The organism is Microbacterium luticellae (genome assembly GCF_050408645.1).
Lineage (GTDB): Bacteria > Actinomycetota > Actinomycetes > Actinomycetales > Microbacteriaceae > Microbacterium.
In genome coordinates, this window is record NZ_JBNTKE010000002.1 from 373049 (window position 1) to 398023 (window position 24975).

25 protein-coding genes are annotated in these 24975 nt (G+C 60.8%); 6 read left to right on the forward strand and 19 right to left on the reverse strand.

What is annotated here, in order from left to right; all coding sequences use genetic code 11:
- Positions 1-3 precede the first annotated feature (3 nt).
- The 8 genes from ACQUSW_RS07465 to ACQUSW_RS07500 are packed head-to-tail and all read right to left on the reverse strand — an operon-like array spanning position 4 to position 7728.
- Positions 4-411 carry a Fur family transcriptional regulator gene (locus ACQUSW_RS07465; protein WP_428931659.1) on the reverse strand — a complete coding sequence of 136 codons (408 nt, stop codon included), beginning with the start codon at positions 409-411 and terminating at the stop codon, positions 4-6.
- A 9-nt stretch (positions 412-420) separates the two neighbouring features.
- Positions 421-1326, reverse strand: a complete 906-nt coding sequence (locus ACQUSW_RS07470; protein WP_428931660.1) for a metal ABC transporter permease — start codon at positions 1324-1326, stop codon at positions 421-423.
- Positions 1323-2174: a metal ABC transporter ATP-binding protein gene (locus ACQUSW_RS07475; RefSeq protein WP_428931661.1), complete on the reverse strand. Its 852-nt coding sequence runs from the start codon at positions 2172-2174 to the stop codon at positions 1323-1325. Before ACQUSW_RS07475 ends, ACQUSW_RS07470 begins: the two co-directional genes overlap by 4 nt.
- Positions 2171-3064, reverse strand: coding sequence for a metal ABC transporter solute-binding protein, Zn/Mn family (locus ACQUSW_RS07480; RefSeq protein ID WP_428931662.1), 894 nt, complete (start codon positions 3062-3064; stop codon positions 2171-2173). Before ACQUSW_RS07480 ends, ACQUSW_RS07475 begins: the two co-directional genes overlap by 4 nt.
- 58 nt (positions 3065-3122) lie before the next feature.
- Positions 3123-4478: a dihydrolipoamide acetyltransferase family protein gene (locus tag ACQUSW_RS07485; protein ID WP_428931663.1), complete on the reverse strand. Its 1356-nt coding sequence runs from the start codon at positions 4476-4478 to the stop codon at positions 3123-3125.
- A 31-nt stretch (positions 4479-4509) separates the two neighbouring features.
- The gene (locus ACQUSW_RS07490; RefSeq protein WP_428931664.1) at positions 4510-5490 is read right to left on the reverse strand and encodes an alpha-ketoacid dehydrogenase subunit beta; all 981 of its coding nucleotides are present in this window, start codon (positions 5488-5490) and stop codon (positions 4510-4512) included.
- The gene (pdhA, locus tag ACQUSW_RS07495) at positions 5487-6614 is read right to left on the reverse strand and encodes a pyruvate dehydrogenase (acetyl-transferring) E1 component subunit alpha (protein WP_428931665.1); all 1128 of its coding nucleotides are present in this window, start codon (positions 6612-6614) and stop codon (positions 5487-5489) included. The genes ACQUSW_RS07490 and pdhA overlap by 4 nt, the downstream gene beginning before the upstream one ends.
- Positions 6615-6657: 43 nt before the next feature.
- The gene (locus ACQUSW_RS07500) at positions 6658-7728 is read right to left on the reverse strand and encodes a histidinol-phosphate transaminase (RefSeq protein ID WP_428931666.1); all 1071 of its coding nucleotides are present in this window, start codon (positions 7726-7728) and stop codon (positions 6658-6660) included.
- 73 nt (positions 7729-7801) lie between these two features.
- Here ACQUSW_RS07500 and ACQUSW_RS07505 point away from each other — a divergent pair, with 73 nt between their 5' ends.
- On the forward strand, positions 7802-8206 hold the full coding sequence (locus ACQUSW_RS07505) for a phage holin family protein (protein ID WP_428931667.1): 405 nt from the start codon (positions 7802-7804) through the stop codon (positions 8204-8206).
- 14 nt (positions 8207-8220) lie between these two features.
- Here the strand turns inward: ACQUSW_RS07505 and ACQUSW_RS07510 are convergent, their stop codons facing one another.
- The gene (locus tag ACQUSW_RS07510) at positions 8221-9507 is read right to left on the reverse strand and encodes a hypothetical protein (protein ID WP_428931668.1); all 1287 of its coding nucleotides are present in this window, start codon (positions 9505-9507) and stop codon (positions 8221-8223) included.
- A complete protein-coding gene (locus ACQUSW_RS07515; RefSeq protein WP_428931669.1) occupies positions 9504-9767 on the reverse strand; it encodes a hypothetical protein in 264 nt (87 codons plus the stop codon). The genes ACQUSW_RS07510 and ACQUSW_RS07515 overlap by 4 nt, the downstream gene beginning before the upstream one ends.
- 123 nt (positions 9768-9890) lie before the next feature.
- On the opposite strand from ACQUSW_RS07515, the gene ACQUSW_RS07520 reads away from it, so the two are divergent.
- Positions 9891-10394 carry a low molecular weight protein-tyrosine-phosphatase gene (locus ACQUSW_RS07520; protein WP_428931886.1) on the forward strand — a complete coding sequence of 168 codons (504 nt, stop codon included), beginning with the start codon at positions 9891-9893 and terminating at the stop codon, positions 10392-10394.
- Positions 10395-10422: 28 nt separating this feature from the next.
- A complete protein-coding gene (gene purB / locus ACQUSW_RS07525) occupies positions 10423-11808 on the forward strand; it encodes an adenylosuccinate lyase (RefSeq protein ID WP_428931887.1) in 1386 nt (461 codons plus the stop codon).
- Positions 11809-11883: 75 nt separating this feature from the next.
- On the opposite strand, the gene ACQUSW_RS07530 is transcribed toward purB, so the two are convergent.
- The 9 genes from ACQUSW_RS07530 to ACQUSW_RS07570 all read right to left on the reverse strand — a co-directional run bounded on the left by ACQUSW_RS07530 (position 11884) and on the right by ACQUSW_RS07570 (position 21119).
- Positions 11884-12246, reverse strand: coding sequence for a hypothetical protein (locus ACQUSW_RS07530; RefSeq protein ID WP_428931670.1), 363 nt, complete (start codon positions 12244-12246; stop codon positions 11884-11886).
- Positions 12243-12944 carry an acyl-CoA synthetase gene (locus tag ACQUSW_RS07535; RefSeq protein WP_428931671.1) on the reverse strand — a complete coding sequence of 234 codons (702 nt, stop codon included), beginning with the start codon at positions 12942-12944 and terminating at the stop codon, positions 12243-12245. The genes ACQUSW_RS07530 and ACQUSW_RS07535 overlap by 4 nt, the downstream gene beginning before the upstream one ends.
- 56 nt (positions 12945-13000) lie before the next feature.
- Positions 13001-13330 (reverse strand): type II toxin-antitoxin system HicB family antitoxin, encoded by a 330-nt coding sequence (locus tag ACQUSW_RS07540; RefSeq protein ID WP_428931672.1) that lies wholly within the window; start codon positions 13328-13330, stop codon positions 13001-13003.
- A complete protein-coding gene (locus ACQUSW_RS07545; RefSeq protein WP_428931673.1) occupies positions 13327-13578 on the reverse strand; it encodes a toxin HicA in 252 nt (83 codons plus the stop codon). The genes ACQUSW_RS07540 and ACQUSW_RS07545 overlap by 4 nt, the downstream gene beginning before the upstream one ends.
- A gap of 54 nt (positions 13579-13632) precedes the next feature.
- Entirely contained in the window at positions 13633-15117 is a 1485-nt protein-coding gene (locus ACQUSW_RS07550) for an MATE family efflux transporter (protein ID WP_428931674.1), read from the reverse strand.
- Between the two features lie 166 nt (positions 15118-15283).
- Positions 15284-16720 (reverse strand): rhamnulokinase, encoded by a 1437-nt coding sequence (locus tag ACQUSW_RS07555; protein ID WP_428931675.1) that lies wholly within the window; start codon positions 16718-16720, stop codon positions 15284-15286.
- A 41-nt stretch (positions 16721-16761) separates the two neighbouring features.
- A complete protein-coding gene (locus ACQUSW_RS07560; protein ID WP_428931676.1) occupies positions 16762-18852 on the reverse strand; it encodes a bifunctional aldolase/short-chain dehydrogenase in 2091 nt (696 codons plus the stop codon).
- Between the two features lie 90 nt (positions 18853-18942).
- Complete coding sequence (locus ACQUSW_RS07565; RefSeq protein ID WP_428931677.1) at positions 18943-19707, reverse strand: DeoR/GlpR family DNA-binding transcription regulator; 765 nt, start codon at positions 19705-19707, stop codon at positions 18943-18945.
- Between the two features lie 353 nt (positions 19708-20060).
- Positions 20061-21119, reverse strand: a complete 1059-nt coding sequence (locus tag ACQUSW_RS07570; RefSeq protein WP_428931678.1) for a LacI family DNA-binding transcriptional regulator — start codon at positions 21117-21119, stop codon at positions 20061-20063.
- A gap of 184 nt (positions 21120-21303) precedes the next feature.
- On the opposite strand from ACQUSW_RS07570, the gene ACQUSW_RS07575 reads away from it, so the two are divergent.
- The 3 genes from ACQUSW_RS07575 (at position 21304) to ACQUSW_RS07585 (ending at position 24964) form a co-directional block, all read left to right on the forward strand.
- The gene (locus ACQUSW_RS07575; protein WP_428931679.1) at positions 21304-22356 is read left to right on the forward strand and encodes an autoinducer 2 ABC transporter substrate-binding protein; all 1053 of its coding nucleotides are present in this window, start codon (positions 21304-21306) and stop codon (positions 22354-22356) included.
- Between the two features lie 81 nt (positions 22357-22437).
- Positions 22438-23952, forward strand: coding sequence for a sugar ABC transporter ATP-binding protein (locus tag ACQUSW_RS07580; protein ID WP_428931680.1), 1515 nt, complete (start codon positions 22438-22440; stop codon positions 23950-23952).
- Position 23953: 1 nt separating this feature from the next.
- Positions 23954-24964, forward strand: a complete 1011-nt coding sequence (locus ACQUSW_RS07585; protein WP_428931681.1) for an ABC transporter permease — start codon at positions 23954-23956, stop codon at positions 24962-24964.
- Positions 24965-24975 lie beyond the last annotated feature (11 nt).

A 24975-nucleotide genomic window follows, 5' to 3' on the forward strand; every position in this document is an offset into this window, starting at 1 on the left:
GCGTCATTGCGCAGACTGCTGTGCTTTTTCTCGTGCGCAATTCTCGCACAGTCCAAAAATGTCGACGACGTGCTCGGCCTCATGAAACCCATGCGATGCCGCAGTTTTGCGGGCCCACTGCTCTACCTCTGACGCCGCGATCTCTACGGCGAGACCACAGTTACGGCAGATGAGATGGTGATGGTGACCCGAAGAGCAGGCCCGATACAGTGCCTCGCCTTCAGGGCTCTGCAGCGAATCGGCCTCCCCGGATGCTGCCAGCCCCGCCAGCGCTCGGTACACCGTCGCCAACCCGATTCCGGTATTCGCAGCTCGTAAGGTGGCGTAAAGAGCTTGCGCGCTAACAAAACCGGGTTCGTCGGCGAGCGCGTCGCGCACGCGTTCGCGCTGCCAGGTATTGCGTTGAGCCATATTGTGAGTCTAGGCCGTGTGGGTGCTAGGCGTCCTGGTGCGCACTGTGCTGTGCACTCCACCGCGCACTGTGCGGTTGCGGATGCGCTGTATGGCCCAGCAGCCCAGGTAGATGGCGAACGAGATGGTGGTGATGTAGGGGCTGACGGGTAGGGTTCCGGCGAGCGCGAGCATGATGCCGCCGACGGCGGAGACGAAACCAAACAGGGCCGACCACAGGGGTACGGCCAGGGGCCCGGCACTGATGCGCATGGCCGCTGCTGCCGGGGTTACGAGCAGTGCCATAACAAGCAGCGCGCCAATAATGTGCACGCTCACGGCAATGATGAGCCCCAGTAGCACCATGAATACCAGGTTGAGTGTGCGGGTGGGGAGCCCGCGTGCCTGGGCGGTTGCCGGGTCGAGGGAGTCGAAACGTAGCGGGTTCCACAGCACAAGAAGCGCGATAAAGACCACGCCACTAATACCCAGTAGCCAGCCGAGGTCGGGGCTCGACACCGAAACAATCTGCCCGGTCAGAAGGCTAAATTTGTTGGCGCTTCGACCCTTGTGTAGCGACAGAAACAAGATACCAAGACCCAGACCGAACGGCATCAGCACACCGACGATCGAGTTGCGGTCACGCGCCTGCGCACCGAGCAGCCCAATAATGAGCGCTGCCACGAGGGCCCCGGCCACCGAGCCGACCACAATGCTGCCGCCAAATAGCAGTGCTGCCGCGGCTCCTGCAAACGACAGCTCACTCACCCCGTGCACAGCAAAAGCCAGGTCGCGCTGCATAACAAAAACGCCTATAAGGCCGCCAACAATACCGAGAACCGCACCCGCAATGATCGAATTAGCAAGCAGGGCTACGAGGGCACCGTAGTCGGTGAAGGAGAAAATATCGGCCCACGACAGCAGCGGCGGGGTCATGAGCGGTCTCCGTGGTGTGTGGCATCCGGATGCTGTACTTCGTCGTGGTGCGCGGTGGCTTCGTTCGTGCCCGCGACGATGATGCGGCCATGGGCGCGAATGACGTCGACGGGCGATCTGTACAGGTCGCTCAAGATGCTGCTGCGCAAGACGTCGTCGGGTGTGCCGAACCGAAAGCGCCCACCAGCCAGGTAAAGGATGCGGTCAACGCGGCCGAGGAGCGGGTTGATGTCGTGGGTGACGACGAGCACCGCGGTGTCGTGGTCGCGCCGCTGCCGGTCGATGATGTCGACGATGCCGCGCTGGTGTGCCGGGTCGAGATTGGTGAGGGGTTCGTCGGCCAGAAGCAGTGAAGGCCGGTGAATAACCGCTTGCCCTACGCGCAGCCGCTGCACTTCGCCACCCGAGAGCGCTCCTACGCGCCGGTGGCCGTAATCGAATGCGCCCACTTCGCGTAGCGTGGCGTCAACGCGCGCATGGTCGCCGCGGCGCGGCACGGGCAGGCCGTAGCGAGTGCCGTGCAAACCCAGCGCAACGACGTCGCGGGCTCGTAGCGCCGTGTCGGCCGAGAACGTGCGCTGCTGGGGCACGTATCCGATGGCGTCACGGTCGTGTGGGCGGTGGTGATCAGAGGCGAACCGGATGCTCCCCGCACTAAGTTTTTGCAGCCCGAGAATACTGCGCAAGAGCGTGGTTTTTCCTCCGCCGCTGGGCCCCAGTATGGCGATGAGTTCGCCGGGGTGCACAGCGAGGTCGAGATTGTACCACAGGGTGCGTACGGCACCACCGTGGTCGGCGGGGCGACGGACGGCAGCGTTTTCTACGCGCAGCAGAGGTGATGGTTTCATTGTTGTAACGCGGCTTCAAGCTCGTCGACAACCATGGTCATCCAGGCGATGTAGTCGGTGTCTTCGGGTGGCAACTCGCTCAGTTGCACGACAGGCACGCTCGCGCTTGTGGCGGCCTGTTCCATTCGCACGGTTTCGGGGCCGCGGGTTTGGATGTTGCTCAGCACGGCCTGCACGTCTCCGTGAGCAATGGTGTCGAGTGCCGTTTTCATCAGTGCCGGCGCGACGTCATTTCCGGCTTCAACCGCTGCCGCAAAACCCTGCGGCGCTACGTCGTTGAGCCCGAGGCTGTCGGCGAGGTAGCCGCCCAGCGGCTCGGTCAGAAACACGTGTGCACCAGAAACGGTGGCGGCTAACTGGTCGATGCGGCTACGCACTGTGTCGATGTCGTCCGTGAACTCCGCAAGGTTGGTGGCGTATTTTTCGGCGCCTTCGGGATCGACGGTACTGAGCTGTTCTGCAATCGCTGCGGCAAACTCTTCGATCGTTTCAAGGTCGTACCAGACGTGCTCGTTCAGGTCGTCGTCGCTGCCGCTGCCGTCGGTGATCACCATATCGGCCGCGGCCAGCACCGGCGTTTGTGTGTCGTCGATAAGACTCGCCATGAACGCGTCGTACCCGCCGCCGTTGGCGAGAATGAGGTCGGCCTGAGAGACCGCCAGCCGGTCGCGCGCGGTGGCCTCATACATGTGGGGGTCTTGCGCCGTCGATGTGACGATCGACACCACGTTGACGCGCGCTCCCCCGAGGGTCGAGGCGATGTCGCCATAGGTGACGGTAGAGGCAACCACCTGCACGCGGTCGTCGGTGGGCGATTCGGCCACGCTGCAACCGGTAAGCGCGACCACCAGCATGAGGGCGGCGGTTGCGAGTGCGGGGAGTCTTTTCACACCCTCACGTTACTGGATATGAGAATCGTTATCAACAAGCATCCGGATGCCACTCGTACTAGTCGACCAGAAGCGCAGGCTCCTCGAGCACGGCAGCCACGTCGGCAATAAACCGACTCATGCCGTCGCCGTCGATCACACGGTGGTCAAAAGAGCCCGCGACGGTGGTGACCCAGCGGGGGCGAACTTCACCATCGACCACCCACGGTTTTTGGCTAATCGTGCCCATGGCCACGATTCCGGCCTCGCCGGGATTGATGATCGGGGTACCGGCATCCATACCAAAAACACCAATATTGGTGATAGTGATGGTGCCACCCTGCTGATCGGCGGGACTCGTTTTGCCTTCGCGTGCAGTTGTCGTCAATCGGTTGAGCGCGCGAGCGAGTTCGCGCATGTTCAACTCTTGCGCGTCTTTAATATTCGGCACGAGCAGTCCGCGCGGAGTAGCAGCAGCAATGCCGAGGTTCACATAGTGCCGCACAGAAATTTCTGCGCCATCGTCGGTGTCGATCCACGCTGCGTTCACCATGGGGGTGCGGCGCACCGCCCAAATCACGGCACGGGCCATGATGAGCAGCGGCGACACACGTACATCGGCGTAGTCGGGCGAAGCCTTCAACCGTTTCACCAGCTCCATGGTGCGCGTGGCATCAACCTCTTTCCACACGGTCACGTGCGGTGCAGAGTAAGCACTTCGCACCATGCCCGCCGCCGTCACCTTGCGAACACCCTTCACAGGAATCGACTCGGAACGGGCATCCGAGCCCGCAGCAGGAGTAAGACCCCGCGCCACACCAACCGGCGCAGGTGCGGGAGCCGGAACCGTCTCTTCCCGCACAGAACCCCACTCGGGCGTCTCAATATTGCGAAAAACACTCGCCTGCTCGGCATGCTTCACAACGTCGTCACGGGTCACTTCACCGTGCGCACCTGTTGCCGTGACATCCGACAACACAACACCCAGGTCTTTTGCGAGCTTACGAATCGGCGGCTTCGCGATAACCCCCACCGAAGAACGAACAGCACTACCGGCCGCGGGCTTACGGCGGCGCGACGTCGCACCGCCGCCGCTGCCATAACCGACGAGCACGGCACCGCCGCCATCAGCGGCATCCGGGGTTGAATCGGTCGACGGTGAACCGGCCGGCGCTACAGGCTTCGCAGCCGTTTCGTCGCCAACAAAAGAAATAATCGGTGTACCGACGTCGACCGTCACACCCTCGGCCACCAGCAGTTCGCCCACCGCCCCCGCATGGGGCGACGGCAACTCGACCAGCGACTTGGCCGTCTCGATCTCACAAATAACGTCGTTGACGGCAACCTGGTCGCCGGGCGCCACCTTCCACGTGACGATTTCGGCCTCGGTCAAGCCCTCGCCCACGTCGGGCAGGGTAAAAATCTGAGTGCTCATGATGCGTCCTGTTTACAGTGGAAAGCCAGCATTAATAGGCCAGCGAACGGTCAACCGCCTCAAGAATGCGATCAGCATCAGGCAGATAAGCACCCTCCAGTTTTGCCGGAGGGAAGGGGGTGTCAAAGCCAGAAACACGAAGCACGGGAGCTTCGAGGGCATAGAACGCCTGCTCCATGACGGTAGCAGCAACTTCACTACCCAGGCTGGTAAACCCGGGCGCTTCTTGCGCATAAACCATGCGTCCGGTCGAACGCACCGAATCAAGAATCGGACCGTAGTCAATCGGCGACAGCGACCGCACATCGACCACCTCACAACTCGTGCCCTCGGCTTCGGCGAGCGCTGCCGCCTGCAGCAGTGTTGTGACCATGGCACCGTGCCCCACGAGCGTCACATCTGTTCCTCGGCGCACGATGCGCGAGGAATGAAGAGGCACGGCCGAAGAATCAAGCTCCACTTCGCCCTTATGCCAGTAGCGGCTCTTGGGCTCCATAAAAATGATCGGGTCGGGCGATGCGATCGCTTCTTGAATCATCCAGTAGGCATCGTTGGGGGTCGACGGCGAGATAACGCGCAGTCCCGGCGTATGCGTGAAATAGGCTTCGGGGCTTTCCTGGTGGTGTTCGACCGCACCAATGTGTCCGCCGTAGGGAATACGAATCACAATGGGCATCGATACGGCGCCCTCGTGCCGGTTCGTAATCTTGGCCAGCTGCGTGGTGATCTGGTCAAACGCGGGAAAAACAAAACCGTCGAACTGAATCTCGCACACGGGCCGAAAACCCGCCATCGCCAAACCGATCGCCGAACCCACGATGCCCGATTCGGCCAGGGGCGTGTCGAGCACCCGCTGTTCACCAAAGTCGCGCTGCAGGTGTTCGGTCACACGAAACACGCCACCGAGCGGGCCGATGTCTTCACCCATGAGCAGCACGCGCGAGTCATTTTCCATTGCTTTGCGCAGACCCGCGTTGAGCGCTTTAGCAAATGGCATTGCCTGAATGGTCATGCGCCCTCCTCGTGGAACGACTGCTCATAGTCGCGCAGCCACTGTGCCTGCTGCGCCATCACCGGATGCTGCTCGCTATACACGTGCGCAAACATCGAGTCTTGTGTGGGCGACTCCAGCGTCGTGGTTCGTTGGCGCAGGTCGTCGGCCGCAGCGGCCGCTTCTTCTTCTACGCCGGTGAAGAAGGCATCGCTGGCACCGCGCGAGAGCAGGTATGCCCGCATCCGGTTGATCGGGTCGCGCTGGGCCCAGCGCTCTTCTTCGTCGCTGCCACGATATTTGGTCGGGTCGTCGCTGGTGGTGTGCGCGCCCATGCGATAGGTCATGGCCTCGATGGCGCGGGGGCCTTTTCCGGCGCGGGCTTCGTCGAGTGCGCGGCGGCTGACCGCATAGCTGGCCAGCACATCATTGCCGTCGACCCGCACGCTGGGAATCCCGTATCCGGCACTGCGCTGCACCAGTGGCGTGCGCGACTGCCTTTCGACCGGTACCGAGATGGCCCAGTGGTTGTTCTGCAAAAAGAACACGACGGGCGCCTGATAACTGGCAGCGAACACCATCGCTTCGTGAACATCGCCCTGGCTCGAGGCACCATCACCGTAGTAGGTGACAACGGCTTCGTCACGCTCGGGGTTACCCGAACCGCATCGGCCGTCGAACACCATACCCATGCCGTATCCGGCCGCGTGCAGCGTTTGTGAACCGAGCACGAGCGTATACAGCCGCGTGTTGCCGTTGCGCGGATCGGTAGGGTCCCACCCGCCGTGCGATACCCCGCGCATGAGCTTAATAATGTCGAGAGTGTCGACGCCCCGGATGCGGGTGACAGCGTGTTCGCGATACGAAGGAAAAATCGTGTCTTGCGGCCGTGTTGCCCGTGCCGAACCCACCTGGGCGGCCTCTTGCCCGCGACTCGGCGGCCACAGCGCAAGCTGCCCTTGACGCTGCAGGTTCGTGGCCTGGGTATCGATGGCACGAATAACGACCATGTCGCTATACAGCTGGTGAAGATCAGCGTCGCTCAGCGCATCAATGAGTTCGAGGTAGGGCTCGCTCTCGGGGTTCGGCGCGAAGCGTCCGTGATCGTCGAGTACGCGAATGATGGGCGGCTCGGGAGAAGTCACTGTTCTAACGTAACCGAGCCGAGCCCCAGAGAAAGTGGAGGGTTCACACAACGGATGCAGCAATCGATAGGACCATGTCTACCGACTCATGCTCTCCCACGGATATACGGATGCCGTCGCCCACAAAAGGCCGCACAATAATGTCGGCGTTTTCGAAGGCTTCTGCCACCTCGGCCGTGCGCTCGCCCGTGGGCAGCCACACAAAGTTTCCCTGCGCATCGGGCACCCGCCAACCCTGTTCGCGCAGCCCTCTTACGAGCGCAGTGCGCCGCTGCACCAGGGTTGCCACGCGCTCACGCAGCTCATCTTCGGCGTCGAGGCTTGCCAGGGCCGCTTTTTCTGCCGCGCTCGTGACCGACAGCGGTATTCCGGTGCTACGGGCCGCATCGAGCACCCGCGGATGCCCCACGGCATAACCCACCCGTAGACCCGCAAGACCATACGCTTTAGAAAAAGTTCGCAGCACAACAACATTCGGATGCCGCTCAAACAGCCGCTCCCCCAGTCCATCCACCGCTTCGGGGTCGGTCACAAACTCGGCATACGCCTCATCGAGAATGACGAGCACGCTGCTCGGCACCCGCGCAATAAACTCAGCAAACGCAGCGCTTGTCACGATCGGCCCCGTCGGGTTATTGGGGCTGCACACAATAATGGCGCGCGTTTTCTCGGTAACCGCATCGGCCATCGCCGCAAGATCATGGCGCGCTTCAGCATCGAGCGGCACCTGCACGCCACTCGCCCCCGCTACGAGTACGAGTCCTGGATATGCCTCAAAAGACCGCCACGCATAAACAATCTCATCGCCCGCGGTCGCGACCGCCTGCACCAGCTGGTAAAGAATCGAGACGCTACCGGCGGCGACATGCACGCCATCGGGGGTCGTTTGATAGCGCTCGGCCAGGCGGGTGCGCAGGGCCACGGCCGTGGCATCCGGGTATCGATTTACCGGCATGGCCTCGTTCACAGCCTTCTGCACCGACGGTAGCGGGGGAAAAGGATTTTCGTTGCTCGACAGCTTGAACGCGTCGGCTCCGGCGGGCTTTCCCTGACGGTACGGCGGCAGCGCCGCAATCTCAGGGCGAATATAGGGAAGAGACGGCTGTGTGCTCACGCCCTGAGTCTAAAGCGTTCTGTTGTTGTGCATCACATATCGCTAGCTCACACCGTGAGAGACTGAGCAGACCATGCGCTTTGTCATTCGTGTTGTTGTTAACGCTTTTGCTTTCTGGGTCGTGACCCTTATTCCTGCGCTGCAGGTGACGATCACGCCTTTCGAGCCCGGTGAAACCGGCCAGTTCATACTGACGCTGCTGGCTGTGGCCGCGATTTTTGCCGTGGTCAACGCCGTGATCGGAACGATCATCAAGATTGTGGCGTTCCCGCTTTACATTCTGACGCTCGGGCTCATCTCTCTCGTCGTGAATGGGTTTTTGCTGTGGCTCACCTCGGTCATCACCAGCAACTTCGGCTGGGGTCTGGGCGTCGGCAGTTTCTGGTGGGGTGTGCTTGCAGCGCTTCTCATCACGATCATCAACGGAATCTTTATGGGCATTCTGCGCCCGCAACGCAAACGCAAACGTCGTCGCTGAGTGCTCCGATCCGACTACTGCCGAGTGGCGTTAAACGTGTAGTTGTGCACGGTGCCCGCGTCGGCATATTTCTGCAGATAGGCGGCGACTGCGGCCATGCGCGGATCGCCACTGTCTTCTGCCATGTGTGCGGTGTCGACATACTTGTCGAGCATGTGCGGGCCGAAAGTCGTCCATGGCCCGAAAGGCGTCGCAGGTAGCCTTTCGACAAGGTTGGGCTCTATCGTGCGAGAGATCACCAGGCTGTCGTCGGACCCCGTGCCGTCACCATCCGCGGTCGACAGTTGCGCTATTACGTCATTCGTGTGCGCGAGAGAAACATGCAGTGCGTCGCTGGCAGGGGGTGCGATCGGGCTTCCGGCCATAAAGTTTGCTGCCACGTTATAGTCACCGGATGCCTCGATAGACGCGGCGACTGCCGCCCCCTGCGAGTACGACACCAGGTTGAGGGTGTCACCGGGCTCAGCCCCTACCTCGTCAAGGGCCTGCAACACGGCATGATACGAATCCGACTCTTCTTGAGACACGTAGAGCTGCACGTTAGAGACCATGTCCCACGGCTCGTTGCCGCCGATGCCGAGGCTGCTGGTGCCGTCGATATAAACAAAGTATTCGCGCTCACCCCCGGGTAGATCGATGACATCGATGCTGATCTGGCCGTCGTTATTGTGCTGTATCCGCTGGAAAGCCTCTGAGACCGTCGTGGGGGCATTCACCGAGCGGACCCCTCGTTTATCGACCGTGACAGTGGAGGGATGCGCCTTCAAATAATCTCCGTCTTCGACGCGGCCACGATTTTTATCACGCACAAAAGCCATCCCCCACTTCAGCGCCGGACCCGCCAGAACTGCGGGTAGCAGCCCGAATGCGAGAAGGCTCGGCGAAAAACGCAGGCCACCAATGTCGTCGATGCCCTTGGCCCGGTCGGCAAAAAGCGCGGCATCCGGGTTACTCACCACAAGCGCATCGAGTTGCTCTTGCAAACGATTGGTTTCGTCCCCCTCGGGCAGTCGACTAATGGTGGCGCGTAGCTCGGCGATCTCATACGCATCGGCCATCGTGACAGCCTGCGCCGTGGCTTCCTGAGCGTGGTCGGCTATCGCTTCGAGTTGCCAGGCCGCGTCACTCACCCCCGCGGATTCGCCGCCACCATGATCGATAAGACCGGGGATGCGTCGAACGTCACTCGCAATACCGCTCAAGCGTGAAGCCTGCGCACCCAAAGATGTGGCCACCGCGCGCACCTCGTCGGAATTAACCGCGATCGCACTCCCGCGATGAATCTGCAGTTCATCACTCATTGCTGCACCTCCCACGGCAACAGCGAAGCCTGATACCGCAACACCTGAGCCTGCGTCGCAAGCTGCTGAGCGAACTGTTCGATCAGCAGATGCAACGCCTCGACGCCGCGTGATCTCCACGCCGAAGCCTGAGAAATAGTGCGCAGAACACGCACAGAACTGTCGACGTCGTCGGCGGTGCGGTACAGCATGCCGCGGGCAGAAGCGAAGGCATCGGGGTCGCCCTGTCCCCGAGAAACATGGTCGTAGCTGTAAGTCATGGATCTACTGTGGCGAGCATGCGGCACGACTACGCCACCGGATGCGGTGACCGTGGAGAAACCTGTGTCGTCGGCCTGTGGGGAGGAATCCCATTTTTTGCGGAAACCGGCACAATAGAAGACATGCCCGCTACGGATCCTTTCCGTGTCATCTTCGTTTGCACCGGGAACATCTGCCGCTCCCCTATGGCTGAGGTGGTGTTTCGCGCACTAGCCGAAGAACACGGTTTGTCGAGCAGTATCGTGTCAACCAGCGCCGGCACCGGCGACTGGCATGTTGGCGAGCGTGCCGATCACCGCACGGTACAAGCGCTGGCTCGTCGTGGTTATGACGGCACCCACCACCGGGCACGGCAATTTACTCAGGCCGCCTTTGCCGACTACGACCTTATTGTTGCCCTCGACCGCTCGCACGAAAGAATTCTGCGTCAGTGGGCCCAGCACGATGCCGACGACGGAAAAATCGTGCTGCTCATGGATTTTGAACCCCACGCCACCACCCTTGACGTACCGGATCCTTACTATGCCGACGACCGTACGTTCGACGAGGTGCTCGGTATGATCGAGAGTGCGAGTCGGCGGCTTTTCCGCCAGCTCGAACCCGCTATTCGGCCAGCATCTCTGTAACAGCGGTGCCCTAATCAGGAGGACTCCCCTGACTACCCCGACTTCTCTTCCCCCTCAACCGCTGAGCCCCCTCGATGGTCGCTACCGCACGGCCACTGCGCCGTTGGCCGACTACCTGTCGGAGTCTGGTTTAAACCGCGCCCGCGTTGAGGTGGAGGTCGAGTGGCTCATTGCCCTCACCGACCGCTCACTGCTGGGCACGTCGCCCCTTGCCGACAACGATAAAGAGCGTCTGCGTGGCCTCTACCGCGACTTTGGGCAAGAAGAAATCGACTGGCTGGCCGAAAAAGAGGCTGTCACCCGCCACGATGTTAAAGCCGTGGAATACCTGGTGCGCGACCGCCTCACCGCACTGGGACTCGATTCGATCGCCGAGCTCACCCACTTTGCATGCACGAGCGAAGACATCAACTCCACCGCCTATGCACTCACGGTGCAGCGTGCTGTCACCGCCGTATGGCGCCCGGCGCTGGTTCAGGTGATCGAGAAGCTGAGCGAACTGGCGCAGGAGCACGCCGACGCACCCATGCTTTCGCACACGCACGGTCAGCCGGCCACCCCGTCGACGATGGGCAAAGAGCTGGCCGTATTCGCGTGGCGTTTAGAGCGTGTGTTGCGCGGTATTGATGCATCCGAATATCTGGCAAAATTCTCGGGCGCGACCGGCACATGGTCGGCGCACCTTGCTGCAGCCCCGGATGCCGATTGGCCAACAATTTCACGCGAGTTTATCGAGTCGCTCGGCATTGATTTCAACCCGCTGACGACCCAGATTGAGTCACACGACTGGCAGGTCGATCTGTACGACCGCATTCGTCATGCCGGGGGCATTCTGCACAACCTGGCCACCGACATGTGGACATACATTTCGCTCGGCTATTTCACGCAGATTCCTGTGGCCGGTGCAACAGGTTCGTCGACTATGCCGCACAAGATCAACCCGATTCGTTTCGAGAACGCCGAAGCAAACCTCGAACTTTCAGCGGCACTGCTCGGCTCACTGTCGACAACGCTGGTCACCTCGCGCCTCCAACGTGACCTGACCGATTCGACCACGCAGCGCAACATTGGTGTAGCCCTCGGCCACTCACTGCTGGCACTCGATAATCTGCGTCGTGGCCTGGGAGAAGTCGCGCTGGCACGCGACGTGCTGCTGGCCGACCTTGACCGCAACTGGGAGGTCTTGGCCGAGGCGATTCAGACCGTTATTCGCGCCGAAGTTGTGGCCGGAAACTCGTCGATCAGCGACCCCTACGCGCTGTTGAAAGAACTCACCCGCGGACACCGTGTGGCTGGCCCCGAACTTGCCGAGTTTGTGAACGGACTCGATATCGGTGACGAAGCGAAGCAGCGCCTTCTAGCGCTCACGCCACAAACCTATACGGGCCTGGCCGAGCAGCTCGCTCGCGGATAACTGCCTACGCTCACACCGCCAACACAAAACCGGGCGCTCCCCTCACGACGGGGAGCGCCCGGTTTGTTTGTACAGCTACTTGGTTGTTTTGCCGCCGTTGGCCTGCGCATCGTCGCTGGACGCGACATCCGGCGAATAGCCTTCGTCGTACAGCACCGGCTTGTCGACTTCGCGGGTGACGTCGGCAGGATCGATGGCCAGCATCATGAGAGCAAGGCCCAGCAGGGTGACGATAAACGAGATACCGCCGATCACAAATGCGAGGGTGACCGGATGCATCCCCTGGTAGGCGCCGCTGGCAATCGCAAGATTGACGCGGCTCGTGAACGCACCCGTGGTGACGAGGGTAACCACAAGAGCGAATACGCCTGCTGCCAGTGCAAGACCGAGCAGGTGCAGGGGTCGCAGCAGATCGCGGCGGGTGGTGGATTGAGTCACGCTGTGCCTCCGTTGTTAGGCGACCCGGCGCGCACGCCGGAAGTTGAAGAAACCTCGTCGGTGCCCTCAGCGGCATCGACGGTAGTGGTCAGGCCCTCGACGGGCCCCGGCGCTTCAGTGCGCATCTCTCGCCGCGGCGAGAAACCTGCAATAGCTAACAGCACAGCAACAATGGCGGCGTAGGCACCAAAAATTCCTACCGCCAAAGTGATGCCGGTCAATGTGAACGTTCCGGCCTCGTCGATCGTGTAATCCCACGAATACTGCATGGGCACCAGCAGCAGGGCAACAACCAGCAGTAGCGTCAACGCGCCCACCAGCAGCCCATCGCGTGCCGCGGTATCGGTACGTCGGGCGCGGATGCTCACGATCAACTCAATGGCTCCCGCGACCGCCGCCCACGACATCACAAGAATAAAGAAATAGGTGGTGGAGTGCAGCGCCTGCACGCTGGTCATAATGCTCGCCAGAAGAGCGACCACCGCCAGCGCAACGAGCAGAGACCGCTGCGAGCGCACCAGCCACGCGCCCAAACCACACACCAGCGCTGTTGCGGTAGCAAAACCACCAAACACTGACAGCCCTACCGCGGCTGAATGGTCGGCCGAAAAAGCGATCATTACCGCAGCAACCGCCGCGATCAGTGCGCGACCAAGTTGCACGTGACGCACATCAAAGGCACGAGCGGTGGCAGACATGCTTCTAGTCTACGCGGGCGCAGCTATGCAGTACCCGGGATCGGGTGAGCACTCGTTTACGTGCCGACGAGGCGGCTTGCTGCGAGACGATTAAGCGAGACCTGCTGCTCAGCCGCATCGATAGCAAGTTGCCGATGCACTTCGGGTGTCACCCGCACCATGAACTTTCCTGAATAGGATCGATCCGCGATCGCCTCCGGCGGTTCCTCACCATGAGCCAGCATGTCTTCAAGCACGTCAGCAACGAGCGAGCGAATGCCGTCGAAAGCGTCAGACTGGGTCTCACCGACCCACGACAACGACGGCATCTCCGCGACGGTGCCAATATACGAGGCGTCTTCGGCCGACCATCGCACCCGATATGTGTAATGTTCTGCGTTCGTCATGAGCTTTCTCCCTCCAGCTTCTTAATCGCGGCCAGCACCTGCCGAACCTGATAAGGCTTGGCCTTACCGTGACTGTCTTGAATATTTACGCGAGGGTCGCCCCGCCAAGGCATCCGGTAAACCCTGTGAGAAGTACCCTGCTGACGCGGTTCTCCAAAATAATGTTCGCAAACCTTAGCGAGGTCCAAGAAGCGCACACTACTTGGCGAATCACGCATCTGTTCAAGAATTTTTTCCACCCGCGCCACACACACATAGTATCAATATTGATACCGCACAGGTGCTGGCCGTGCGGCATCCGGTTACCGCCGTGACAGCAGGCGGCGTCGCGCCTTAGGTGGCACCTGCACAACCACGGGGATTGACTGAGTGATGACGGCATCAACCACCATCGAGCCGTCAGTGGGGCCAATAACGGGGATGGGTGTTGTTTCTGTGACGAAATCGGGTTGCACGGGCATGCGCGCCAACCGGCGATGCGCTGCGAGGTACGCCGGAACGAGCAGCACAATCGCGCCCACCCAGGCGAGGGGGTTACTGAGCGCAACACCAAAGAATCCGATGACCGAGCCGAGCACGATCGCGGCGACAACGCGGGCGACCAGTTCGATAACACCGGTCACGGTGGGCACGAGCACTTCGCCCAACCCTTGCAGCGCACCACGCAGCACAAAAAGAACACCGAGTGCCGAATAGGTGGCGCCGTTGATAATGAGCATGAGGTGCGCGAGGTCAACAACTTCGTCGGAACCCTCGCCAATAAAGACACGCACCATGTGAGTGCCAAATGCGATGAGCAGCGCACCGAGTACGAGCGAGGTGACAATCGCCATCCACACGGCCTGCACTACACCACGCCGAATACGGTCGGGCCGACGCCCACCCAGGTTTTGCGCCACATACATCGACACGGCAAGCCCGAGCGACTGCAGCAGAGCCACTGCAAGCGCATCAACACGCGAAGCAGTTGTATAAGCGGCGACGGCGTCGGAACCAAGTCGGTTGAGCGCCACCTGCACCGTGAGAGTGCCGATAGCAATAATCGAGGCCTGAAAACCCATCGGCAGGCCGAGCCGCAGGTGGTCGGCGAGGTCGTTGCGAGAAACACGCCAGTCGGCACGACGCACGTGGAGCTCCGGCATCCGGCGTCGCACATATTCCAGACACATGAGCACCGACAGCGCTTGCGAAATAACGGTCGCAAGAGCAGCCCCGGCTACACCCCACCCCAGCGGCCCCACCATAATGACGACGAGAGCGACGTTGAGCAGACACGCGATCGTCAAGAACACCAGCGGCGTGCGTGAATCACCAATGGCACGAATAATCGCGGCCAAATAGTTGAAGAACATTGTGGCGCCCGCACCCAAAAAGCTGATCTGGGTAAAAATTGTTGCTTCGGGCAGCAGCTCGGGCGGCGTCTGCATCAGCTCAAGACCCGGCCCCGCAATAAGAGGCGCACCGACAGTAAGAATGACCGTGCAGGCACCCGTCAGAATGACACCGGATGCCACCGATCGGCGCACCGCCTCGGCATCACGCGCCCCAAAAGCCTGCGCCGTGGGAATAGCGAAACCGCTCGTCAACCCCCACGCGAACCCGAGCAGCAAAAACAGCAAACTACCCGTCGCGCCGACAGCCGCCAGCGACGTAACACCCAATTGGCGGCCGACAACGATCGTGTCGGCAAACTGGTACAGCTGCTGCACAATATTGCCGATCAGCAGCGGAACAGCGAACGCAAGAATAACGCGCCACGGACGGCCCGTGGTCAAAGTAGTGGCCATGAATGCTCTTGAAAAAACGAGGGTGAAACGCCAGAAAGAATGGCAGGAAACACGAAGGCGACCACGCACAGCGCAGTCGCAACATCACCATCGTATCGAAACGATTCGATCAAGCGGTACTCGGGGAACGATTTTTCAGCAGATTGTAAGGCGACGGGCCGCCCTGTTACTCCGGCAGGTACCGCACCGTTTCGTGTGTGCTGCTAATGAGCGCGCGAACCTCTTCGAGCGTGGCGTGAGGGCCGAGGCATCCGGCAGCCCGCGCCTGCACCATAATGTTGCCGAGCGCCGTCGCCTCCACGGGTCCTGCCACCACCGGTAGCTGCGCACGGCTGGCCGTGGCTTGGCACAGCACAGCGTTGAGCGAGCCGCCACCCACAACATGAATGACGTCGACAGGCCGCCCTGTCAACTGCGCTGCCTGCTGCACTGCCGCAGCAAAAGCATCGGCGATGCTCTCGACAATCATGCGCACAAACCCGGCACGACTCTGCGGCGGCTCGGCCCCAGCAGCCCGCACCACCGCAGCGATGCGCGCAGGCATATCGCCGGGCGCAGAAAGGGCTGCATCGTTGGCGTTAAACAGCGGCACCTCGGCGACGACCGCCGCGGCATCTCGCAGCAGCGCCGGGAGGTCGATCGGCGCACCGTCGTCGGCCTCCCAGGCCTGAAGAGTCTGCGTCAACAACCACAGCCCCGTCACATTGTGCAAGAACCGGATGCGATCATCCACCCCCAACTCGTGCGTAAAGTTGGCTTCTCGTGCGGCATCCGTCACCACCGGATCAGTGATTTCGAGACCGACAAGACCCCACGTGCCGCACGAAATATATGCGGCATCCGGGGTTGAAAGCGGCGTGCCCACCACGGCCGAGGCAGTGTCGTGCGACCCGACCGCGACTACCGGCAGCGGCACACCGATCTGCTCGAGCGCAGCACCCGTGATCGTGCCGATGGTTGTGCCGGCATCGATGAGCGGCGGCAGCATGCGCGTAGGAATACCCAGCCGATCAGCCAATTCGGTGTCCCACGCGCGATCGCCCACCCGCACGAGCCCGGTCGATGACGCATTCGTGCGCTCTGCCCGCGCAACACCGGTGAGCAAATAGGCCACCAGATCGGGAATCAGCAGCGCCGCATCGGCCTGCTGCACCCCGGCATCAACACTCCACTGATACAGCGTGTTGAACGGTAGAAACTGCAGACCATTGCGCTCATACAGTTCGGCAAAAGGCACGGTCGCATGCACTTTTTCTACACCGGCCTGGCAGCGGTCATCACGGTAGTGAAACGGTTGGTTGAGCAGTGCACCGTCGCGGATCAGTCCGTAATCGACCGCCCACGAATCAATCCCGACGCTCTCAATGCCCGGTTCGCGCTGCACAGCCTCGGCGAGACCCTCAACAATATTGCGGTACAGGCCGGCAAAGTCCCACCGCAAACCCTCGGGAGTCTCCACCGGGCCGTTAGCAAAACGCCGCACCAGCTCCAGCGACAAAGCCGCACCGGATGCTGCGCTGCCACCCACGCGCCCAATCACCACGCGCCCACTCGTCGCACCCAGGTCTACCGCAGCGAACGCGCGCACAGCCGGAGCACTCATCCCACTCATCTCACTCATCGCGCTCACCGCGCTCATCCCGCTCATCGCAGGAAAGCGGCCGCCACGCCCGAGTCGACCGGCACGTGCAGGCCTGTCGTGCGCGAGAGCTCGGGGCCGGTGAGCACATAGACCGCATCGGCGACGTTTTCGGGAACAACCTCGCGCTTCAAAATGGTGCGGTTGGCGTAGAACTGGCCCAGATCTTCTTCTTTCACCCCATAGGTGGCAGCGCGATTGGCGCCCCAACCCGAAGCAAAAATGCCCGAACCGCGCACAACACCATCCGGGTTAATGCCGTTAACACGCACCCCATATTCGCCGAGCTCGACGGCGAGCAGACGCACCTGGTGGGCCTGATCAGCCTTCGTGGCCGAATACGCAATATTGTTGGGGCCAGCAAAAACGCTGTTCTTCGACGAAATATAGATAATGTCGCCGCCCAGGTTCTGATCGATCAGCACCTTCGCGGCCGTGCGCGAAACAAGGAACGAGCCCTTCGCCATCACATCATGCTGCAGATCCCAGTCTTTCTCGGTGGTCTCTAGCAGCGGCTTCGATAGCGACAGCCCAGCATTGTTGATCACCAGGTCGACGCCACCAAAAGCCAGCACTGCCTCGTTGATTGCCGCCTGCACGGCCTCGGCATTCGACACATCGGCGGCAACACCCACGGCGACATCGGCCGAGCCCAGCTCTGCCGCAGCAGCCTGCGCCTTCTCGAGGTCGAGATCGGCGATCACCACACAGGCACCCTCGCGGGCAAGGCGCGTAGCAATTGCTTTACCAATACCGGATGCCGCACCCGTCACAAACGCCACACGACCCTGATGCGATTTCGGGGCCGGCATGCGCTGCAGCTTGGCTTCTTCGAGCGCCCAGTATTCGATACGGAACTTCTCGGCGTCAGAAATCGGCTGATAGGTCGACAGCGCTTCAGCGCCACGCATCACATTGATGGCGTTCACATAGAACTCACCAGCCACGCGCGCCGTCTGCTTGTTCGCCCCAAAACTAAACATGCCCACACCTGGAACCAGCACAATCAGCGGGTCGGCACCGCGCATAGCTGGGCTGTCGTCGGTAGCATGCGCCTCATAGTAGGCGCGGTAGTCGGCACGGTACTGCTCGTGCAGTTCGCGCAGGCGGGCGATCTGCTCCTCGACCGTGGCCGTAGCAGGCAGGTCAAGAATCATCGGCTTGACCTTGGTGCGCAAGAAGTGGTCCGGGCAGCTCGTACCCAGTTCGGCCAGCTGGGGTGCTTTCTCTGACGCCAAAAAGTCGAGCACGGTGTCGCTATCCGTAAAGTGGCCGACCATCACACGGTCGGTCGAAGCTAGGCCACGAATCGTGGGTGCGAGCGCAGCGGCACGGTCGCGCCGCGCAGCATCCGGAAGCGCTTCATAACCCGCACGCACAGCACCAAAAGGCTCGGGGCGACCGTGCTCAGCGATATACGCGGCAGCGGTTTCGATAATCCACAGCGAATTCTGCTCGGCCTCGTCGCTCGTCTCGCCCCAGGCAGTAATGCCGTGACCGCCCAGAATCGTGCCGATAGCCTGCGGGTTTTGCTCTTTGATTTCGGCAATATCGAGCCCCAGCTGAAAACCCGGACGACGCCACGGCACCCACACAACCCGGTCGCCAAAAATCTTCTTCGTCAGCTCTTCGCCATCAACGGCGGTTGCGATGGCGATACCAGAATCCGGATGCAAGTGATCGACGTGCGGCGCATCAACAAGGCCGTGCATAGCCGTGTCGATCGACGGCGCCGCGCCACCCTTACCGTGCAGGCAGTAGTCGAAAGCAGCCACCATCTCGTCTTCGCGGTCGATGCCCGGATACACGTTCACCAGCGAACGCATGCGGTCAAGCCGCAGCACGGCAAGCCCCTCCGGCTTCAACGTGCCCAGGTCTCCACCCGAACCCTTCACCCACATGAGCTCTACCGGCTCACCCGTGACCGGATCGGTCTCGGTACCCTTGGCCGACGTATTGCCGCCCGCATAGTTCGTGTTGCGCGGGTCAGCGCCGAGCCGGTTTGAGCGAGCGATGAGCTCGGCAACGGTGTCGTTAGTGCCGTTCGTGCCGTTCGTGCCGTCGAGCTCAGCAGCGGTGTCGTTCTGGTTGGTCATGAAAGCCCCCGAAGATGTTTGATCGTGTTAATAGTTTCAAGAACTAACAACAAATGCAAGCGTTTTGTGGGCCGGACTGGCGGGGGACGCCTAAATGATCTCGGTCAACTCTCGAAACGGCGCCAGACGGGCGTCATCCGGAGACAACTCGGTAATCACCACATCAATATCGGCAAGCGCAAAAGTTGCCGACAGCGCCACCTCACCCAGCTTCGACGAATCAACACACAACACCAACTGTTGCGACCGCCGCGCAAAAGCCTTCTTTACCTGGCTCTCGGCAAAAGACACCTCAGAAGTACCGTGCGCGGCATCCACCGCACTGGCCGAAAAAAAGAACCGCTGATAGTTCATCGACTCAGCGCCATCGCACGCAATCTTGCCCACAAGACTGCCCGTCGCCTCTTCCATCTCACCACCCACCACAACGGCAGAAATACCCGGCACCGCCCGGGCTACACTAAAGTTTTCCCACGAATTCGTGGCAACCGTAAGCGGCTCACGCGCAGGCAAACTCTGAGCAATAGCCGCAACAGTGCTCGACGCGTCAATAGCAATAGCACCCCGCGACGGCAACAAAGCCATCGCCTTCGCTGCGATCGCCTGCTTGGCACGACTGCGCACAGCCCGACGCTCACCAAACGGACGCGGCCCCTCCGCGGCCACCGCCCCACCACGCACCCGGCGCACGAGACCCTCATTATCGAGGTCGTCAAGATCACGCCGAATAGTCATCTCCGACACCTGCAGCTGCCCGGCAAGCTCATCAATCTGAGCACTACCATCCCGCCGCAATACGGCAAGAATTTGCGCCCTGCGCTCTTCGCCCCGCAGTGACCCGGCCGTCGCCATCATGCGCCCCCGTTGTTCATTCGTGTGACTTTGCACAGGATACCGTGCAGGGTTCTTCCTAGGGGCGCGGTTCTCACGTGGACTCTCTTGCTGGTGCTTCTGGGGTTTTCTCGCGGGTTTTCTCGCGGGTTTTCTCGCGGGTTTTCTCGCGGGATTTCTCGCGGGTTTTCTCGCGGGTTTTCTCGCGACCGGGCACGACACGCCGCTCGGCGCTAAGGCGTCACGGCATGTTGTGCCCGGTCGCGGAAGAGGACGGGGAAGAGGAGCCCGGAAGAGGGGAAGCGAAAGGAGCGCGCGAAAAGGAGCGTGCGAAAAGGAGCACACGCACGCAAACCTCAACGCGCGCGAAAAGGGACCTATGTGCGCCGGTAGTCGGTCGAACGCCGTACCACCAATTCGGGCGGCAAGATCACCTGTCTGTGCTCGTGTTCGATACCGGGTGCCGAGTGTTCCATGAGCAGTGTTGCTGCGGTTTCGCTGAGCGCATCGGTCGGCTGCCGAATGGTGGTGAGGGGCACGACCCAGTCTTTGGCGAAGTCGATGTCGTCGTAGCCGACCAGGGCTACGTCTTCGGGCACGCGAAGCCCGGCATCGACGAGTCCGCGGTATGCGCCGAACGCGAGCATGTCATTACCGCAAAAAATGGCGTCGGGTACCTCACCCTGCAAAAGAAGGTCGACGGCCTGCTGGCCGTCGCGAATGCCTAACCCGGAAACGCTGATCTCGATGAGGTGTTCGTGGGGGTCTAAACCTGCGTCGCGCAGTGCCTCGCGTGCCCCGCGCACACGCTGTGTGAACTGGCGCAGTTCTGACGGACCCGACAAGAAGGCAAGTTTTTTGTGCCCCAGGCTGAGCAAGTGCTCGATGGCCATGCGCCCACCAGCCACGTTGTCGACGGCGACCGAACAGTGGCCCTCACCGCCTTCGAAATCCAGGAGTACGACGGGCAAATTATTAGGCAGGTTCGCGTATCGTTCGGCGTGGTCGTCGGGTGTGGCGGGTGCCAGCAACACCCCGCGTACGCGTTGCGCGGCAAGCATTGTCAGCAGTGCCTGTTCTCGTTCAAGGTCGCTTTCTGAGTTGCAGAGCATAACGACATGCCCCGACTCGCGGACGACGCGTTCGATTGCGTGCGCGGCTTCCATGTAGAACGGGCTCTCGACGTCGAGCACAACGAGACCAATGACGCTGGATGAAGCACCGGTCAGCACTCGCGCCTGCTGGTTGGGCACGAAACCGAGTTGGCGAATGGCGTCTTCGACCAGCACTCGCGTGCGAGGGTGCACTCGCTCGGGATGGTTGATGGTGTTCGAAACGGTGCCGGTTGCGACTCCAGCCAGATCGGCAACATCTTTGAGGCGGACGGGCCCCGACGTCGCCCGGGCCGCGACGCCGCGCGGGTGCGCCTGTGTCATAACGCCTGCTTTCTGCACCCAGGGATGCAGGTGCGCTCTCCATGGTTGCGGATGTTGCTCGTTCGCGGTAGTTTTGAAGCGCTTCAGACTTTGAAGCGCTTCAAAACCGTTATATCACGCAATGACGCGGCGGTCCCTGGCTTCTTGATGCCGCGTCTATTCACAGTCGCACCAAGGAGACACCATGAAGCAACGACGCTGGACAACCGTGGCCGTCGGGCTTGCCGCTGTGCTGAGCCTCGGCCTCACAGCCTGCACGCCGGGTGGCCAAGCAAACACCAACGAGGGCAGCAGCAACACTGGCGAAGCGAGTGGCGACTACACAATCGCCATCGTTCCTAAAGACGCCACGAACCCCTGGTTCGTCCGTATGGAAGAGGGCGTTAAACAGTACGCTGCCGACACCGGCCTGAACGTTTATCAGAAGGGCCCCGCCGAGACCGACGCCACCATGCAGGCGCAGGTTATTCAAGACCTCATCGCTCAGGGCGTCGACGCCATCGGTGTTGTTCCGGTCGACCCGGGCGCTCTTGAGACCGTTCTCAAGCAGGCTCTCGACGCCGGCATCGTCGTGGTCACCCACGAGGGTGCCAGCCAAGAGAACACGATGTACGACATCGAAGCCTTCAACAACAGCGACTATGGCGCATTCATCATGGACAACCTCGCTGAGGCCATGGGGGAAGAGGGCGTTTACACGACCATGGTCGGTCACGTCACCAATGCCTCGCACAACGAATGGGCCGACGGTGCCGTCGAGCGAGCAAAAGAGGCGTACCCGAACATGACGCTACTCGAGGCCGAACCGCGCGTTGAGTCACAAGACGATGGTGAAGTCGCCTACCAGGCCGCAAAAGAGCTGTTGAAGAAGTATCCCGAAATCACGGGCATCGTTGGCACTTCATCGTTTGACGCGCCCGGTGTTGCTCGTGCGATTGAAGAGCTTGGTTTGGCTGGCAAAGTGTTTGCCAGCGGCACGGGCATGCCCGCCGCCAATAAATCGATTCTCGAAAAGGGCCTTGTGAAGAGCCTGACCCTGTGGGACCCAGCCGACGCCGGATACGCGCTGGCGTCACTGGCCACCAAGATTCTTGACGGCGAAACCGTCGAGAACGGCATCGACCTCGGTGTCGCCGGTTACGAAGACATGCAGTTCGCCGAAGGTAGCGACAAGATCCTTGAAGGCTCCGGCTGGGTAGTGATCAACAAAGACAACGTGAACGACTTCGGTTTCTAACCTGAAAACGCCGGATGCCGAGACCCCACGCTTGGCCTCGGCATCCGGCCTGTCTTCTTCACCACGACGAAAGGAACGTCGATGACCGAAAATGTCATCGCGGTACGGGGTGTCAGCAAAGCTTTCGCGGGCGTTCAAGCACTGCACGACATCTCGCTAGAAATCGCTCCCGGCGAGATCCACTGTCTTGCCGGAGAAAACGGGAGCGGTAAATCAACGCTGATCAAAGTGATCTCGGGTGTGCACCCTCCCGACTCGGGCACTGTAACGCTGGGCGGCACAGAGTTTTCTCATCTCACGCCACGCGAAGCTATTGCACACGGCGTGCAGGTTATCTACCAAGACTTTTCTGTCTTTCCGAACCTCTCGGTGATGGAAAACCTCGCCCTCACTTCGGAGTTGTCCGAGAGCCGTTCGCTGATTAGCTGGAGGCGCATGCGCACAACTGCGGCTGAGGCACTCAAGAAAATCGGTGTCGACATCGACCTCGACACCAAAGTCGAGACGCTGTCGGTTGCACAAAAACAGCTGGTTGCTATCGCTCGGGCGCTCATGAGCGACGCCAGGCTCATCATCATGGACGAACCAACAACGGCACTGACCCGCCGCGAGGTTGCTCGGCTTTTTCGCATTATTCTCGACCTCAAATCGCGCGGTATTGCAACGCTGTTCGTTAGTCACAAGCTCGAAGAGGTCTTTGAAATCAGCGAGCGCTTCACCATTATTCGTAACGGTAAGCACGTCATCACGTGCCTGCCCGAAGAGCTCGACCACCGCACTTTCTCGTTTCACATGACGGGGCGCGAGTTTGAAGACACCACGCTTGCTCCAACGGTGACGGCAACCGAGCCCGTGCTGCAGGTCGAAGGTCTCAGCCGCACTGACGCATTTGACGACATCAGTCTGTCGCTGTATCCGGGTGAGATTCTTGGCATTACCGGGCTCTTAGGCTCGGGAAGAACCGAGCTTGCCCTCGCCCTCTTCGGGGCGCTGCCTACATCGGCCGGAACCATTCGCATCGACGGCAAACCCGTAACTTTCGACGGCATTCGCAGCGCGATCGCCCACCGCATTGGCTATGTTCCCGAAGACCGACTGACCGAGGGTTTATTTCTCGAGCGGTCGATCGGCTCCAACATCATCATTTCTGAAATCGACCGCTTCGTCTCACGTATGGGGCTGTTTGACCAGAAGGCCGCCGACAAAGAGGCAGCGCGCTGGGTGAAAGAACTGCGCATCGCCACACCCGATCCCGAAAACGCGGCCAACACACTTTCGGGTGGAAACCAGCAGCGCATTGTTCTCGCGAAGTGGCTAGCAACACAGCCTCGCGTGCTCATTCTTAATGGGCCAACCGTGGGTGTCGATATTGGCTCGAAGCACGATATTCACCGGGTTCTGCGTGAACTTGCTAGCGAAGGACTCGCAGTCATCGTAATTTCCGATGACATTCCCGAGGTGCTGCAGAACTGCAACCGCATTCTGGTCATGAACGCCGGACAAATCGTTGCCCACATTGACCCTTCAGAAACAGCCGAAGCAGATCTTGCCGCACTGATGTCAGAAGACATCACAGACACAGAGAAGGACAGCTGATATGCGTGCCTATCTTCACCGGCTGGTGCGGGCGAACGAGTTCTACCTCTTCCTGGTCATCATCGCACTCAGTCTTATCATTCAGTTCCGCAGCGGGCAGTTTTTTACTCCCAACAACCTCGTCGATATTGCTAACGCCATGGTTGTTCCCGGCATCTTTGCCGTGGGAGCATTTATGGCCCTTGTATCGGGCGGAATTGATGTCTCGTTCCCGGCGCTCGCGTCACTCGCGGTCTACGCGACAACCCGCATCCTGGTCGACGCCGGATGGGCCGGCGGCGTATGGCTGCCGTTCCTTATTGCCATTGCATTCGGCGCCATACTCGGCGCTTTTAACGGCATCTTCATTGCGCGGTTCGCTGTCCCGGTGCTGATCATCACGCTGGGTACCGCCAACGTCTTTTCTGGTTTCATGCAGGGTGTTCTCGGGTCGGTTCAGATTCCCAACATCCCGCAGGGCATGAGCGATTTCGGCCGCAGCACGCTCTTTGTTGCCACCAACCCCAAATCGGGGCTGACCTCGAATATGCCCGTAGCGTTTCTGCTGCTCGTCGCCGTCGTGGCGGTCGCGTTCTTTGTTCTTCGCTACACCGCCTTTGGGCGCGGCATCTATGCCATCGGTGGTGATGAGAGCGCAGCGGAGCGCGCCGGATTCAACGTGCGAAAGATCAAGTTCTGGCTGTACGTGAGCGTCGGCATTATCGCCGCTATCGCTGGCCTTGTGCGCACGAGCATGATGGAGCAAATGCACCCGACCAACCTGCTCGGGCTCGAACTTATGGTGATTGCAGCGGTCGTGCTGGGCGGCACAGCCATCACTGGTGGCACCGGGACCTTGACGGGGGCAATGCTCGGCACACTGCTGATTGTCATCGTGCAAAACAGCATGATTCTCGTCGGTGTACCCACGTTCTGGCAGAGCTTTGCCCTGGGCGCACTCATCATCATCGGTACCGGAATCTCTGCCGTGCAGTTGAGTCGAGCCCGCCGTCGAGCCGGTGCGCTGGTCTGAGAAAGGTAAAG